General features: G+C 74.8%; 10 protein-coding genes and 1 pseudogene. 7 read left to right on the forward strand and 4 right to left on the reverse strand.

All coding sequences use genetic code 11. The features are described from left to right. The first annotated feature begins 84 nt into the window (after window positions 1-84). Entirely contained in the window at window positions 85-2,574 is a 2,490-nt protein-coding gene (locus OG435_RS25750; protein WP_266880180.1) for an ATP-binding protein, read from the forward strand. Here the strand turns inward: OG435_RS25750 and OG435_RS25755 are convergent. Further along, the gene (locus OG435_RS25755; protein ID WP_266882060.1) at window positions 2,539-4,305 is read right to left on the reverse strand and encodes a hypothetical protein; all 1,767 of its coding nucleotides are present in this window, start codon (window positions 4,303-4,305) and stop codon (window positions 2,539-2,541) included. The two genes, OG435_RS25750 and OG435_RS25755, sit on opposite strands and share 36 nt — an antisense overlap. A 35-nt stretch (window positions 4,306-4,340) precedes the next feature. Continuing rightward, complete coding sequence (locus OG435_RS25760; RefSeq protein ID WP_266880181.1) at window positions 4,341-4,484, reverse strand: hypothetical protein; 144 nt, start codon at window positions 4,482-4,484, stop codon at window positions 4,341-4,343. Between the two features lie 191 nt (window positions 4,485-4,675). On the opposite strand from OG435_RS25760, the pseudogene OG435_RS25765 reads away from it, so the two are divergent. The 4 genes and pseudogenes from OG435_RS25765 (at window position 4,676) to OG435_RS25780 (ending at window position 8,418) form a co-directional block, all read left to right on the forward strand. Further along, window positions 4,676-5,841, forward strand: a pseudogene (locus OG435_RS25765) (serine hydrolase domain-containing protein). Window positions 5,842-5,945: 104 nt separating this feature from the next. Beyond that, window positions 5,946-6,488, forward strand: coding sequence for a GNAT family N-acetyltransferase (locus tag OG435_RS25770; protein ID WP_266880184.1), 543 nt, complete (start codon window positions 5,946-5,948; stop codon window positions 6,486-6,488). Window positions 6,489-6,553: 65 nt separating this feature from the next. Continuing rightward, a complete protein-coding gene (locus OG435_RS25775; RefSeq protein WP_266880186.1) occupies window positions 6,554-7,063 on the forward strand; it encodes a SigE family RNA polymerase sigma factor in 510 nt (169 codons plus the stop codon). An 83-nt stretch (window positions 7,064-7,146) separates the two neighbouring features. Next, window positions 7,147-8,418, forward strand: coding sequence for a hypothetical protein (locus tag OG435_RS25780; RefSeq protein ID WP_266880188.1), 1,272 nt, complete (start codon window positions 7,147-7,149; stop codon window positions 8,416-8,418). 44 nt (window positions 8,419-8,462) lie between these two features. Here the strand turns inward: OG435_RS25780 and OG435_RS25785 are convergent, their stop codons facing one another. Further along, window positions 8,463-10,121: a bifunctional 3'-5' exonuclease/DNA polymerase gene (locus OG435_RS25785; RefSeq protein WP_266880190.1), complete on the reverse strand. Its 1,659-nt coding sequence runs from the start codon at window positions 10,119-10,121 to the stop codon at window positions 8,463-8,465. 188 nt (window positions 10,122-10,309) lie between these two features. Between OG435_RS25785 and OG435_RS25790 the strand changes: the two genes are divergently transcribed. Continuing rightward, on the forward strand, window positions 10,310-11,488 hold the full coding sequence (locus OG435_RS25790) for a DUF2786 domain-containing protein (RefSeq protein WP_266880192.1): 1,179 nt from the start codon (window positions 10,310-10,312) through the stop codon (window positions 11,486-11,488). Between the two features lie 6 nt (window positions 11,489-11,494). Here the strand turns inward: OG435_RS25790 and tatA are convergent, their stop codons facing one another. After that, window positions 11,495-11,665 carry a Sec-independent protein translocase subunit TatA gene (gene tatA, locus OG435_RS25795; RefSeq protein ID WP_266880194.1) on the reverse strand — a complete coding sequence of 57 codons (171 nt, stop codon included), beginning with the start codon at window positions 11,663-11,665 and terminating at the stop codon, window positions 11,495-11,497. Between the two features lie 453 nt (window positions 11,666-12,118). On the opposite strand from tatA, the gene OG435_RS25800 reads away from it, so the two are divergent. Next, window positions 12,119-14,212: an FUSC family protein gene (locus OG435_RS25800; protein WP_266880196.1), complete on the forward strand. Its 2,094-nt coding sequence runs from the start codon at window positions 12,119-12,121 to the stop codon at window positions 14,210-14,212. Window positions 14,213-14,255: the final 43 nt, after the last annotated feature.

Below are 14,255 nucleotides of genomic sequence, written 5' to 3' on the forward strand. Positions count from 1 at the left end.
CCCGGCGGTGGGCTATGCAGGGGCGGGGCCGGGCGAACTCCTTACCGTGGAGCCGGCCGGTGGCGACGCGTGAGGGGGGGCTCTGTGGAGGAGTTGGCGGCGCTGGCCGCGGCGGCGGCCGCGCAGTTCGTGGGACTGGCGGTCTCCGACGGCTGGGAGTCGGCCAAGGGCCGGCTCGCGGGCTTCTTCGGCCGGCGGGGCGGGGAGGCGGACGCGGCGGCCACCGGGGAGGCGGCCACCGGGGAAGCCGCCGGGGAAGCCGAAGCGCTCGCCGAAGGGGCCGCGGGCCCGGCGGAGCTCGCCGTCGTCGACGGACTCGCCGAGGGCGGCCGGGACGCGTGGCGCGGCGGACTGCTGCGCGTACTCCTGGAACGACCCGGGGCCGAGGCGGAACTGCGGGCGCTCCTCGGCGAACTCGGCGGACCGCGCCACGCAGGCGGACAGCCGGGCCTCGTGGTCAACTCCGGCGCGCAGTACGGCCTCTACCAGGGCGCCGTCATCAACGGCGGCGTGAACTACCACGTGACGGCTCCGGAAACCCCCGAGGTGCCCGACGAGATCCCCGCGCTGCGCACCCGCTTCCACAACCGCACCGGCGAACTGGCCGCGATCGACGGGCTGATCCCCGAAGGCACCGACCACGTCGGCGTGCTCCTGCTCGGCGGCACGCCCGGTGTCGGCAAGACCGCGACGGCGACCCGCTGGGCGCACCGGTCGCGGCCCCGGTTCCCGGACGGGCAGCTCTACGTGGACTTCGCCGCCCTGCGCGGTCCGTCCGGCGGCGCGGACGTCTCGGCCGCCGTCGGGATGTGCCTGCGGTCCCTGGGGGTCGGGGAGGACTACCTCCCGCACTCCCTGGCCGAGCGCACCCGGCTGTACCGCAAGCGGTCCCAGGGCCGCCGGATGCTGCTCATGCTCGACGACGTCAGCGACCCCGCGCAGGTCAGGGCCCTGATGCCACAGGGTGCGGGCAGCGCCCTGGTGGTCACGAGCAGCAGCGCCCGGCTCACGGAACTCTTCGCCGACGGGGCCGTACCGCTGGACCTGGAGCCGCTGGACACCGCGAGCGCGCTGCTGATTCTCGCCGACCGCTGCGGGGAGCGGGTGACCGCCGCCGAACCCGGGGCGGCCGAGCGGCTCGTCGCACTGTGCGGCGGTCTGCCCGTCGCCCTGCACATCGTGGCGGCCCGGCTGCTGGCCACCCGCCGGCTGACCCCGGCGGGCCTCGCCGACGAACTGGCCGACGAGTCCCGCCGGCTGACCGCGATGTCCCTCCGAGGGGAGCGCACGGTGTCCGTGTCCGCCGTCTTCGATTCCGCCTACCTCCAACTGGAGCCCGAGGAAGCCCGGTTGTACCGCCTGCTGGGCCTGCTGCCCGGCCGGAGCTTCGACGCCGCCACGGCCGCCGCCGCCGCGGGGCTCGGCGTGCGGGAGACCGAGTCACTGCTCGACGTACTCCAGGACGCGCGCCTCCTGGAGTACGGGCCGGCCGGGCAGGGCCGCTACCACCTGCACGACCTCGTACGGCTGCACGCACGCGAGCGCGCCGCGGCCGAGGAGGGCCCCGGGGGCCACCGGGACCTCGTGGAGCGGGTCGCGCGCCACTACGTCGTGCGCGTCGGGCACGCCGACCGGGCCGTCCGCGCCGAGCGGCTGCGCATCGCGGACTTCGACCCCGGTCCGGAGCCGAGCCCCTTCCCCGGCGGGGCGGACGGCCGGGCGAGGGCCCTGGAGTGGCTGGAGGCCGAGCGGGCCGGCATCGTCGCCCTGCTCCGCGAGGCCTCCGCGCTCGGACTGCGCACGCCCGTATGGCAGCTCGCGGAGGGCTTCACGGCGCTGTTCCTGTACCGCCGCCACCTGGGGGACTGGCGGGAATCCCTCGAACTGGGCGCCGAGGCCGCCGCCGAGGATCTCGTACCGGCCGCCGAGGCGCGGCTGCGCAGCATGCTGTCGCGGCCGCTGATGGACCTGGGGGAGGCGGCGCGGGCCCGCACCGAGCTGGACAAGGCCGTGGCCTGCGCCGAGGTGTCCGGCCGGACCGTGCTGCGGGCCTCGGTCATGGAGTTCCTCGGCCGCTACCTGGACCGCGTCGAGCCGGTCCGCGCCATCGAGGCGTACGAGCGCTCGCTGGCGCTGAACACCGAGGCCGGTGAGGCCCGGGGCGCGGCCATCGCGCTGTTCTTCCTCGGCTGCGCCCAGGACGCCGCCGGGGATCCGGCCCGGGCGCTGGAGACGCTGACCCGGGCGCGGGAGGCGTTCCTCGCCGGAGCGGAACCGGACCGGCGGATGGCGGCCCGGGCGGCCGTCGCCCTGGGCCGGGCCCACGACCGGCTCGGGGAGAGCGCGCGGGCGGTGGCCGTACTGCGCCAGGCGGTACGGGCGCTGGCGGAGCAGGGGGCCACGCACTACGAGGCCGAGGCCCTCCTGGCCCTCGCCGACATGGCGGAGCGGCCGGGCGGCGACCGGTCCGACCTCGCGGCGGACCTGGCACGGGCCCTGGAGATCCACGAGGCGGGCGGCAGCCCCCTCGCGGAGGCCCTACGGGAGCGGCTGCGCGCCGCCCTGGAGGCTTAGGCGCAGTCGTAGTCGTACGAGGCCCTGCCCCGGGACCGTCCCCAGCCGCAGGGTCACCTCCGCGTCGGCGAGGGGCGGGCCCGAGCGCAGGCAGGCGTACACGGCGGCCGCGGCGAGCCCCGGGTCCCCGGAGCCTTCGACGGCCAGGGTCCGGCCGTCGCGCAGTCCGACGAGAACGGCGCCGGGCTCCGCCGTGACCGCCGCCAAGGCCGCGCCGGGCCAGGCCGCCAGGGTGTCCGCGACCCACCCCGCCGGATCCCCCGCAGCGCGGCCGAGCACGACGGACGCACTCTCCGCCAGGTGCCGGTCCGGCTCGGTGTCCTCACAGGCGAGATGGGTGGAGCCGGTCCCGGAGCCGTCCCCGGGGGCCGGTTCCCCGGCCGCCGCCGGGAAGCGGCGCACCGCGATCGGCCCGGCGCCGGGCCCGGTGACACCGGAGCCGCCCCCGGTGGTCACCCACCACGCGGTGCAGGGCGTGGCCCGGGGTGGCTCGGGGAGCGGGAGGGAGGGCGCGCAGGGCGGGGCGGAATCCGGCTCGGCCAGCCGGAGCAGCCGGTACAGGGCGCCGCGCAGCCGGGCGTGGGCCCGCCCCGGCTCGGCGAAGGCCTGCCGCGCGACGGGGACGTAGCGCCCGGGCTCGTACCCCTCGACGGCGGCTGCGACCGTCGCCGCCAGCTCCGTACCCCCCGCTCCGGGCTCCAGGCGGGGCGCGAGCCGGGCGAGCGAGGCGGCGGCGGTGCCGGGGACGGACTCCTCGCCGAAGGCGCCGAGCAGGACGGGTGTGCCGAGGGCGGCTCCGTACAGGGTCACGGAGCCGTGGTCGCCGATCACCAGGTCGGCGGCGACGAGGGCGGACCGCCAGTCGTGGACGGGCGGCACCAGGATCAGACCGGCGGCGAGCGCGGAGGCCAGCTGGGAGGTGCGCAGCTGCCAGGCGCCGTGCCGGGACCAGATGTTCGGGTGGAGGACCAGAGCGACCCGGTACTCGTCGTACGGCAGCGCGGCGAGCAGCCGGGCGGGCAGCTTCGGGTCCTGGCCGATGAGGGAGGACCGGGCCCAGGTGGAGCTGACCACGACGAGCCGCCGGTCGTCCGGCACCCCGAGGGCCCGCCGGTGCGCGGGGCGCCGGGCCAGGCCCGCGAGGAGCTCGTCGTAGCAGGGGTCGCCGACGAGGAGGGTGTGACCGGCGGTCTTGGGATGCGCGGCGAGGAGCTGTTCCTCCTGGCCGGGGTGGGAGACGGCGAGCCAGGCCCGGCCGGCTTCGAGGAGCGCGTCCGGGACGAGCCCGGAGAGCCGGACGCGGTCGGCGCGGGAATCGGGGACCAGCTTCTGGAAGCCGATGCCGTGCGGGAGGACGAGGACGGGGCAGTCGCCCGCCGGGACCTCGATGTTCTCGCTCGCGGAGAGGATCAGGTCGGGTGCGGCTTCGGGGATCCGGTCCCAGGGGATCACGCGGCAGCCGGCGTCGTGGAGGAGGTCGAGGACCCCTTCGCCGAAGGCGGAGGTGGGGTCGTGGGCGAACACCACGGAGATCCGGCCGTCGTCGCGGACGAGGGCGGGCAGGCATTCCAGGACGCGGACGGTCGAGGTGACCGTACGGGCGGCGACGACCAGGGTGCGGTCGGCGTGGAACGTGGCCCAGCGATCGGTGCGGGGGCCCTGGCCGGTGCCGGGTTCCGACCCGGTGCCGGTTTCGGCCGGGGCGGCCGGGCTAGGCGGGGTGGTGTTCATGGCCACCCCGGAAAACTACGTGCCCGCCGCCCGAATCACCGTCGCGGATCGCGGATCGCGGATCGCGGATCGCGGATCGCGGATCGCGGATCGCGGATCGCGGATCGCGGATCGCGGATCGCGGATCGCGGATCGCGGATCGCGGATCGCGGATCGCGGATCGCGGATCGCTCCAGCATGCGCGTATCGCATCCCATGCCGGCAAACAATCCTTTCCCGTCGGCGAAAGCCCAGTTGGGCCGGGGCCTCACACCGTACTGGGGTACCGGCCCTCCGGGTCGCCCGGCCCCCGCACCGGGGCTACGTTGGACGGGTGAGCACGACACGGTTGCGCAGGGCGGCTGTGGGAGCGGCCGCCGCGGGGCTCCTGATGGTGCCCGTGGGGGCCGGCATCGGGTACGCCGTGGACGTGCCGGCACCTCCGGCGGCGAGCAGTGCGGCCGTCTCCGACGAGTTTCCGCAGCTCACCCCCGCCGTGGCGCGGCAGTTGGACGACGCCATCCTGAAGGTGATGGACGAGGCCGAGGTGCCCGGGGTGCAAGTGGCGCTGTCGGCTCCGGGCAAGGGGGAGTACGTACGGGCCTTCGGCACGGCCGACAAGGCCACCGATGCGTCCATGACCGACCGCCTCAACATGCGGATCGGCAGCGAGACCAAGACCTTCACCGTGACCGCGATGCTGAAGCTGGTCGACGAGGGCAGGATCGGGCTGGACGACCCCATCGGCAAGTACGTCGAAGGTTTCCCCAACGGTGACCGGATCACGCTGCGCGAGCTGGCGGGCATGCGCAGCGGGCTGTTCAACTACTCGGCCGACGAGGACTTCTACAAGGCGCTGACCAGCGATCCCGAGCGGCCCTTCACCCGCAGGAGCTGCTCGCCTACTCCTTCAAGCACCCGGTGCTCTTCGAGCCGAACGCGGAGTTCGACTACTGCAACACCAACCTGATCCTGATCGGGCTCGTCGTGGAGAAGATCAGCGGGCAGACGCTCGCCGACTACATCACCGAGGAGGTCGTCGAGCCCGCCGGGCTGAAGAACACCCTCTTCCCGACCGGCGCCGAGTTCCCGGCCCCGCACGCCCAGGGCTACACGGACCAGACCGCCTCGGGGAAGACCGAGGACGCGGCCGACTGGAACCCCTCCTGGGGCTGGGCCGCCGGAGCGATGATCTCCGACCTCACGGACCTGCGGCAGTGGGCCAAGGTGCTGGCCACGGGTGAGCTGCTCACCCCCGCCACCCAGGCCGAAAGGCTCGACGTCGTACCGGCCCTGCCGGGCACCGGCTACGGACTGGGGATCTTCAACGTCCAGGGGTGGATCGGGCACAACGGATCGCTGCCCGGCTACCAGTCGCTGACCGTCTACAGCCCGGAGCAGTCCAAAGCCACCCTGGTGGTGCTGATCAACACCGACATCTCCGCCGAGGGCGAGGAGCCGAGCACGCTGTTCGGCGAGGCGATCACCAAGATCGTGACCCCGGAACACGTCTACACGCTGCCGGCCCAGCCCGTCACCGGGGACGAGAACCACTGACCACGGGGGCGGGCCGCCGCCCCCGGGCGCAGGCTCCGTCCGCCGCACCCGCCTCGCCCGCGCACAATGGCTCCGGCGCGCGGGAGTGGACGAGGGAGAACGATATGAACGGTCGGAACACGGCGGGCGCGGCCCAGGTGGCGGCGGACCCGGGCAAGGTGGTCCTGCGCGAGGCGGGCGAAGCGGATCTGGACACCGCCGCCGAGCTCTTCCGCGGCTACCTGGAGTTCTACGAGGTGGAGATCGAGGACCCGGAGCGCCCGCGCGCCTTCCTGGCGGAGCGGCTGGCGGGCGGGGACTCCTTCATCCTGCTCGCCGAGGTCCCGGGTGCGGGCACGGTCGGCTTCACGCAGGTCTACCCGATGTACTCCTCGCTGGCCATGAAGCCCGCGTGGCTCCTGGGCGACCTGTACGTGGCCCCCGCCGGCCGCCGTACGGGCGCCGGCCGCGCGCTGCTGCGCGAGGTGCTGCGCCGGGCGCGGGAGGCCGGGGTCTCGGGCGTGCAGCTGGAGACGGCGTACGACAACCTCGTCGCGCAGGGGCTGTACGAGGCGGAGGGGTTCGTCCGGGAGGAGTTCCACATGTACTTCCACGACCTCTCCGAGACGGGCTCCTCCGCATCAGGCGGATCAGTCGCATCAGTTTGAGATCGACTGAAACATTCCGCGTTCCCGTCGCGTCATTGGGGTGAGACGGACGCGAGGGGGAGCGGATGGGGGACGGACGCAGAGATGGGTTCCGTGAGTTCGCGACGGGCAGATCGGCGCACTTGTACCGGTCGGCCTGTCTGCTGACGAGCGGTGACACCCATCTCGCGGAGGATCTCGTACAGGAGACCCTCGGCCGGATGTACCTCCTCTGGGCGCGCGTCGCGCGGATCGACAATCCGGCGGCGTACGCGCAAACCGTGCTGGTGCGTGCCTTCCTGACGCACCAGCGCCGCCGGTCGGCGGGGGAGCGCCCGGTCGGGGAGTTCCCCGACGCGGGCGCGCCGGCCGGCGGCGATCCCGTGCTGCGGCTGACGCTGCTGGAGGCGCTGGGGCGGCTGGCGCCGAAGGACCGGGCGGTCCTGGTGCTGCGGTACTGGGAGGACCGCAGCGTCGAGGAGACCGCCGACGCGATGAACGTCAGCTCGGCGGCGGTACGGACCCGCAGCTCGCGCGCGCTGTCCCGGCTGCGGGAGCAACTCGGCGGTTCGCTGGCGGAGTTCGCGGGGCGCTGAGTCCGGCCTCCGCGCGCGTGCACACCCTCTCCGCTCTACCCATCTCATCCCGTGATCCCTTTGGACGGAAGGTCTGATTCCGCATGCCCTTTGAAGATGAGCTCGCCGAAGCCCTCCGGCGTACGGGTGACGGCTTCACGCCCGAAGGGCTCGGCCTCGTGGACGCCGGGGAGCGGCGCGGGCGGCGCATGGTGGCCCGTCGCCGGGCCGCCGTGGCCGGCGGTTCGGCGCTCGCCCTGGCCCTGATCGGCACCGCCGGGGCCTATGCGAACGGGCTGCTCTGGTCGAGCGGCGCGGGCGGGTCGAACGTGGCGTCCTCGCCCGAGCCGCCCGCACCGCAGCCGCCGGTGCCGGCGCCGGGCCGAGACCGTGCCGGCACCGGGGCCGTCACGGCCGATCAGCTGACCGGAGTGCTCAAGCAGCTGCTGCCGCAAGGTGAACTCAGCGACATCGAGGCCAGGGGCACGGACGAGGGCCCGATGGTGACCGGGGCCTTCGACGACGGCGACGGCAAGGGCCGCATCGGCTTCAGCCTCAGCCGGGTGGACCCGACGGGGCAGATGGCCGACGACATGGTGAAGTGCCCCGCCAAGGTCACCCTGGAATACGAAAGTTGCTCCTCCAAGAAGCTCGAGGACGGGTCGCGGCTGCTGCTCTTCAAGGGCTACGAGTACCCCGACCGCCGCGTGGACACCAAGTGCTGGCGCGCCACGGTGGTCACCCCGCAGGGGTTCCTCATCGACGCCCAGGAGTGGAACTCGGCGACGGAGAAGGACTCGCCGATCAGCCGGCCGACGCCGCCGCTGTCCCTCGCGCAGCTCCAGGCGCTCGTGACCTCGCCGCTGTGGCACCCGGCCCTCAACGACCTTCCCGCTGCGCCCGCCGAGTCGTCCGGGTCGGCCTCCTCGCGGCCCTACGCGGGGGCGAAGGCGGTGGCCACCCTGGAGGAGCTGCTGCGCCTGGACGGCATCCCGGTCGTGAGCCGCGACGAGGACGGGTCCGATCTGGGCTACCTGGTCCTCGACGAGGGCAAGGGCAAGTCGCTGGTCTCCCTCCAGATCCAGCCGGCCAGCCCCAAGGAGCCGAACATGTGGGCCGACCTGTTCACGTCCGCCGAGACGCTGCCGAGCGGAACGAAGGTCCTGACCCGGCAGCAGGCCGGGGAGAAGGGCGGGGCCGGCGTCGTCTGGTGGAGCGCCGAGGCGCTGCTCCCGAACGGGACCCGGGTGATCGTGTCCGCGTTCAACGCCGAGAGCCAGAGGACGGCGGCGACCCGCAAGGAGCCGGTGCTGACCCTGGCGCGGATGAAGGAGCTCGCGACGAGCCCCAAGGTGGCTTCGGAGTACGGTCGGTAGGAGCGATCGGCGCTGCTTCGCGTACGCGCTCCTTCGCCTCCGGGCTACTTCGCGTCCGCGTAGCACTCCACGACGGCCGTGGTGAACGGGAAGCGGACCGGGGTCTCGCCGAAGGTGAGGCGGCCGGCCAGCTCGCCCGCCTCGCGGATCGCCGCGACCACGGCCGACGCCTCCTCCTCGGGGCAGTGGACGATGACCTCGTCGTGCTGGAAGAAGACCAGCTCGGCCCGCATCCCCGCCTCCGCGAGGGACCGGCGCAGGGCCGCGAGCAGGAGCAGCGCCCAGTCCGCGGCGCTGCCCTGCACGACGAAGTTGCGGGTGAAGCGGCCGCGCGCCCGGGCGTCGGTCGAGGCGTAGCTGGGGACGTAGCCGTCGGGGAGCTCCTCGGCGTCCCCCGGTTCGGCCGCCGGCGGGCAGGTCCGGCCCAGCCAGGTCCGTACGAGCCGCCCCTCCTCGCCCGCCTTCGCGGCGTCGTCCACGTAGGCCACGGCCCGGGGGAAGCGGCGGCGCAGCGCCGCCAGGTTCTTCAGGCCGTCCCCGGAGGTCTGCCCGTACACCGCCCCGAGCACGGCGATCTTGGCCATGTCGCGGTCGCCGGAGAAGCCCTGGCGGGAGATGGAGGTGTACAGGTCCTCGGGGCGGCCGGCCACCTCCATGAAGGCGGGGTCGCGGGAGATCGCGGCGAGCACCCGGGGCTCCATCTGGTCGGCGTCGGCCACGACGAGCCGCCAGCCGGGGTCGGCGACGACCGCGCGGCGGATCACCTTCGGGATCTGCAGGGCGCCGCCGCCGTTGGTGACCCAGCGGCCGGTGTAGGTGCCGCCGGGGATGAACTCCGGGCGGAAGCGGCCGTCGTGGACCCAGTCCGCGAGCCAGGACCAGCCGTGGGCGGTGTAGATCCGGTACAGCTTCTTGAACGCGAGCAGCGGCTCCACGGCGGGGTGTTCCAGGTCCTGGATCTCCCAGCGGCGGGTGGACTTGAGCTTGATGCCGGCCTCCGCGAAGGCCTTGATGACGTCGGCGGCCAGATCGGGCCGCACGCGCCGCCCGAACGCCGCCGAGACCTCGTCGGCCAGCTCCGCGAGCCGGCGCGGCTGACCGCGGCCCGCGTACCGCTCACCGAGCAGCTCGGTGAGCAGGGCCCGGTGGACGTCGGCCCGCCAGGGCAGGCCCGCACGGTTCATCTCGGCCGCTACGAGGAAGGCCGCCGACTCGGAGGCCACGAGCAGCCGCATCCGGTCGGGGTGGGCGGTGGCGCCCTGCCGCTTCGCCTGGTCGGCGTGGACGGCGATCAGGGCGTCGAGCGGGACGGGGGCGGGCCGGGGGTCGAAGAGCGAGTGCTGGCTGCCGGGTTCCGCGGCGCGCTGCGGGGGATCGGGCGGTACGGGCGCGTTCGTCAGGCGGGCCCAGGCGGCGACCGCGGAACGGGGTTCCCCGAGGCGGCCCTCGTGGGCGAGCAGGAGCAGCTCGGCGTCCTCGATGTCGTGGCAGCGGTCCACGCGGGCGCCGGCGGCGAGGAGCCGGGGATAGACGGCCGGGGTGGACCGCCAGACCCAGCGGGTGCCGGTGGGGGCGGCGCGGATCGCCTCGGCGGGGTCGGTGGTCGTGACACGGGCTCCGCCCGTGGGCCCGTCCAGGGGGGCGGCGTGCCAGCGGCCGTCGCCGTCCTCGGCGAGGGCCCACCGGGGAGTGCGATCGCTCATGAGTGCGAGTGTCCCACCGGGGTCTGACAGCGCCGGTGCGCGGCGCGCTGGCACAGGTGTGCGTCGCTGCGCGGGCGCTGAGTCCCCTACCCGCCCTTCGCCCCTTCCCCGGGGCTCCGCCCCGGACCCCGGTCCTCCTGGCCCACCGCCCGCAGATCGCGGCTGCCAGGGCATGCCAAGCTGAAGAGGTGAGAGACATTGTCGACCGGGCCTGCGAGGCCGCGCTGTACAACCAGGACGACGCCGGGCTGGACGCCGGGGCGTCGGTGCTCGTCGCCGAGGGGGACCGGTGGGCCGGGGTCGGGCAGGCGCTGCTGGCGCGCGGTGAGGAGTACGTCCGCCAGGCCTGGGAGCGCGGGTGGCGGCCGGCCGACGTGCTGCGGCTCGTACGCCGGGACCTGGAGCAGACGCACCTGCGGATCACCGAGGACCTGATCGCCGCCGAGGCGCGGCGGTACGCGCGGCTGCCCGAGCGGTGGACCGACGCCGAGGTGTGGTGGGGGGACGACACGCAGTACGGCGAACGGCTCGTGCTGCGCGAGCGCACCGACCGCTTCAGCCTGGCCGGGACCGTCCTGGAGGTGTTCCGGCTGCTGATCCGGCTGCCGTCCATCGAACCGGTCGGGCCGCTGCCGGGGGACCCGGCCGACGTACTCGAACACGCGCACATCGAGCCCCGCATGCTCGGGCGGATCCGGGCCCTGCTCGCGAAGGCCGAAGCGACCACCTTCCCGGAGGAGGCGGAGGCGCTCAGCGCCAAGGCGCAGGAGCTCATGGCCCGGCACACCGTGGACGCGGCCCTGCTCGCGGTGAAGTCCGGCACGGCGCAGATACCCGGCGCGTGCCGGATCGGGGTCGAGGCCCCGTACGAGGAGGCCAAGGCGGTGCTGCTCGACGCGGTGGCGAGCGCGAACCGGTGCCGGTCCGTGTGGAACAGCGCCTACGAGTTCTCCACCGTCGTCGGCTTCGAGAGCGACCTGGAGGCGGTGGAGCTGCTGTACACCTCCCTGCTCGTCCAGGGGACCGCCGCGATGACCCGTGCGGAGGCCGGGCAGCGGGCGGGTGGGCGCAAGCGCACCAAGACCTTCCGGCAGTCCTTCCTCCTGGCCTACGCGAGCCGGCTGGGCCAGCGCCTCGCCGAGACGGCGGAGCACACGGTGGCCGACACCGTGGCCGAGGCCCCCGACAACCTGCCGGCCCTCGTCGCCCGGGACGTGGCCGTCACCTCGCGGGCCGAGGAGATGTTCCCCCGGACCACGACGACCCGGTTGCGCGGGGCGACCGACCTCGCGGGCTGGGAGGACGGCACGGCGGCGGCCGACCGGGCGCATATGGCGGAGGGCCGCCGGGCCTCCCTGCGGCAGTAGCGCGGATCAGCGCTCGGCGGGGTTCTCCTCGCGCAGCGCACGGGCCTCCGCCTTCAGGATGCGGGCGGACTTTCCCAGGCCGCGGGCCATCTCGGGGAGCTTCTTCGAGCCGAACACCATCAGGCAGACGAGCACGATGATGGCGACGTGCCAGGGTTCCAGGGCGTTCCTGAGCATGGGTGTGTCCGCCTTCCGGTGGGTGCCGGCGGGTTGCCGGGACGGCGCCGGGAACGGCCCGTCGGGCCGATGATCGGCGCATGGCGGGTGGCGGCGCCATAGATCACGCCAAGCCTGAAGAACACCTGAAGCCCGGGGCACGCCCGCGCCCCGGCTGCCCTGCGGGGCTGTCCCCTACCCGCCCTTCGCCCGTTCCCTGGGGCTCCGCCCCAGACCCCGCGCCTCAAACGCCGGCGGGGCTGGATTTTCGCCGGGGTGGGCTGGATTGCCCGCAGGGCAATCCAGCCCGTCCGGCGTTTGAGAACCGGGTGCGGGCGGAGCCCGGGGAACGGTGGAAGGGCGGGTAGGGGACTTCGCCCCGCGCAGCGGCACGCTCCCGGGGTCGGCCCCGACGCGCGGGCCCGTCCGGCCGGGGCTCCCGGGTTCCGCACCCGGCAGGGCTACGCTCGGGGCATGAGCTGGGTCCGGGCGTTGAAGGACACCGCCCGGGCCGGGCTGCGGGTCGAGCGGACCCGGCTGCAACCCCTCCTCGCGCTCCGCGCGGCCGTCGGGCTCGCGATCGTCGTCGGCGTCGGGCTCGCACTGCTGGGGCCGGGCGCCGCCGCCAGTTCCGCGTTCGGTGCGTACATGGCGGCCGTCGCCACCTTCCAGAAGAGCTGGCGGCCCCGGCCCGTCCTCGCGCTCGCCGCGGGGCTGACGCTGGCCGTGTCCACCTTCATCGGCTACCTCGTCGGGTCCTCGCACATCCTGGCCTTCATGTCGCTGCTCGCCGTCTGGAGCTTCGCCGCCGGGCTGATGTGGTCGGCCGGTCCCACCGCCGGCATGATCGCCTCCGGCAACGTCGCGATCATGCTGGTCACCGTCACCCTGCCCACCTCCGTGCCCCAGGCCGCAGGGCACGCCGCGATGATCGCCGCGGGCGGGGTGGTGCAGGCCCTGCTGATCGCCCTGTTCCCCATCCGGCGGTGGGGCGCCCAGCGCGACGCCCTCGCCGACGCGCTGGCCGCCGTGGCCGACTACGCGCGCCGCCTGCGCCAGGACCCGGTCGCCTCCTTCGACCCGCAGCCGCTGATGAGGGCGCGCGACGCGGCCACCGTGACGGCGCGCCAGGCCCGCCGCCGTCCCTCCGAACTGCACGGCGCGCGGGGGCTCGCGGAGCGGATCCGGCCGGTGCTGGCCCTGCTGGCCGATCCCGCGGTCGGGGCCCCGGCCGAGGGCCCGGCGCGGGACCGGGCCCGGGAACTGCTCGCCGCGACCGGGTCGGTGCTCGACGCCGCCGCGTCCGCGATCCGGCACGGGGAGGCGGTGCGGCTGCCCGCCCCGGCCCTGGCGGTGCTCAAGGCATCCGACACCGCCGACCTGTTGCAGGGCGCCGCGCTGCGCGCCGCGCGCCGGCTCTCCGCCCTGCTGGACGACGTACTCGACACCGCCGAGCCGGGCTCCGGGCGCACCGTCGATCCCGACGAGTCGATGCTGCGGCCCACCCTGCCGGCGCTCGCGCCGATGGTGCTGGCCGCCGTACGGGCCGAGCTGCGTCCCGGGTCGCCGATCCTGCGGCACGCCGTACGGGTCACCGCCGTCGCCTGCGCCGGCTACGGCATCGGCCACGCGCTGCCGTTCGGCCACGCCTACTGGGCCCCGATGACCTCCGTCATGGTCATGCGGCCCGATTTCACGCAGACCTACACCCGCGCCGTGGCCCGCTTCGGCGGCACCCTGGTCGGGGTCGCCCTCGCGACGGCCGTGGTCCAGCTCGCACACCCGGGGATGTACGTGTCCGGGCTGCTCGCCGTCGTCAGCGCGGGCCTGATGTACACCTTCATGCGCACCGGCTACGCCGTCTCGATGGTCTTCGTCTCCGCCTACGTCGTGTTCCTGCTCGGCATGGGCGGCCTGCGCTGGGACCAGACCGTGCCGGACCGCGTCACGCTCACCCTGGTCGGCGGGGTCCTCGCGATGATCTCCTACGCCGTCTACCCGGCCTGGGAGACCCCGCGACTGCGGACCCGGCTGGCCGACTGGGTGGCCGCCGGCGGGCGGTACGCGGCAGCCGTGCTCGGGCAGTACGCCGACCCGGCCGGAGCCCACCGCGACGAGGTGCGCGAAGCCCTGCTGGCGCTGCGCGACGCCCGGGTCGCCTGGCAGGAGGCGGTGGACCGGGCCGCGGGGGAACCGGTGCGCCACCGCGGGATCTCCGGGGCCGCCGCCGAGGAAGCGGGCCGGGCCCTGGCCGCGATGGGCCGCCACACGATGCTGCTGGAGGCGCACTTCCCGGACCGGTCCCGGCCCCCGGTGCCGGGCGCGGCCGAGCTGGCCAGGGCGCTGCGCGAGGCGACGGAGGCGGGTGCGAAGGCGGTACGGGAGCGCCGGGTGCCCGACTGGGAGGGGGTCCGGGCGGCGCTGTCCGACGCGGACACCCCCGACCCGGGGGTGCTGCGCGGGGCGGCGCGGCAGCTGCTGGCCTCCCTGGAGGAGGTCTCCGACGCGCTGCGCACCCCACTCCGGCCGGAGCTCCGGCCCGAGTCCGGGGAAGGTCGTCACGCTTAGTGGTGCCTTGCACTCCGCTCGTGCACGTGCATCTGCCCATGCA

Origin of the sequence: Streptomyces sp. NBC_01264 (assembly GCF_026340675.1) — a bacterium.
Taxonomy (GTDB): Bacteria; Actinomycetota; Actinomycetes; order Streptomycetales; family Streptomycetaceae; genus Streptomyces.

Coding starts and splice junctions, on each gene's coding strand:
- OG435_RS25770 (WP_266880184.1), top strand. CDS start 5,946: ATGAACGGTCGGAACACGGCGGGCGCGGCCCAGGTGGCGGCGGACCCG.
- OG435_RS25775 (WP_266880186.1), top strand. CDS start 6,554: ATGGGGGACGGACGCAGAGATGGGTTCCGTGAGTTCGCGACGGGCAGA.
- OG435_RS25780 (WP_266880188.1), top strand. CDS start 7,147: ATGCCCTTTGAAGATGAGCTCGCCGAAGCCCTCCGGCGTACGGGTGAC.
- OG435_RS25785 (WP_266880190.1), bottom strand. CDS start 10,121: ATGAGCGATCGCACTCCCCGGTGGGCCCTCGCCGAGGACGGCGACGGC.
- OG435_RS25755 (WP_266882060.1), bottom strand. CDS start 4,305: ATGAACACCACCCCGCCTAGCCCGGCCGCCCCGGCCGAAACCGGCACC.
- tatA (WP_266880194.1), bottom strand. CDS start 11,665: ATGCTCAGGAACGCCCTGGAACCCTGGCACGTCGCCATCATCGTGCTC.
- OG435_RS25760 (WP_266880181.1), bottom strand. CDS start 4,484: ATGCTGGAGCGATCCGCGATCCGCGATCCGCGATCCGCGATCCGCGAT.
- OG435_RS25800 (WP_266880196.1), top strand. CDS start 12,119: ATGAGCTGGGTCCGGGCGTTGAAGGACACCGCCCGGGCCGGGCTGCGG.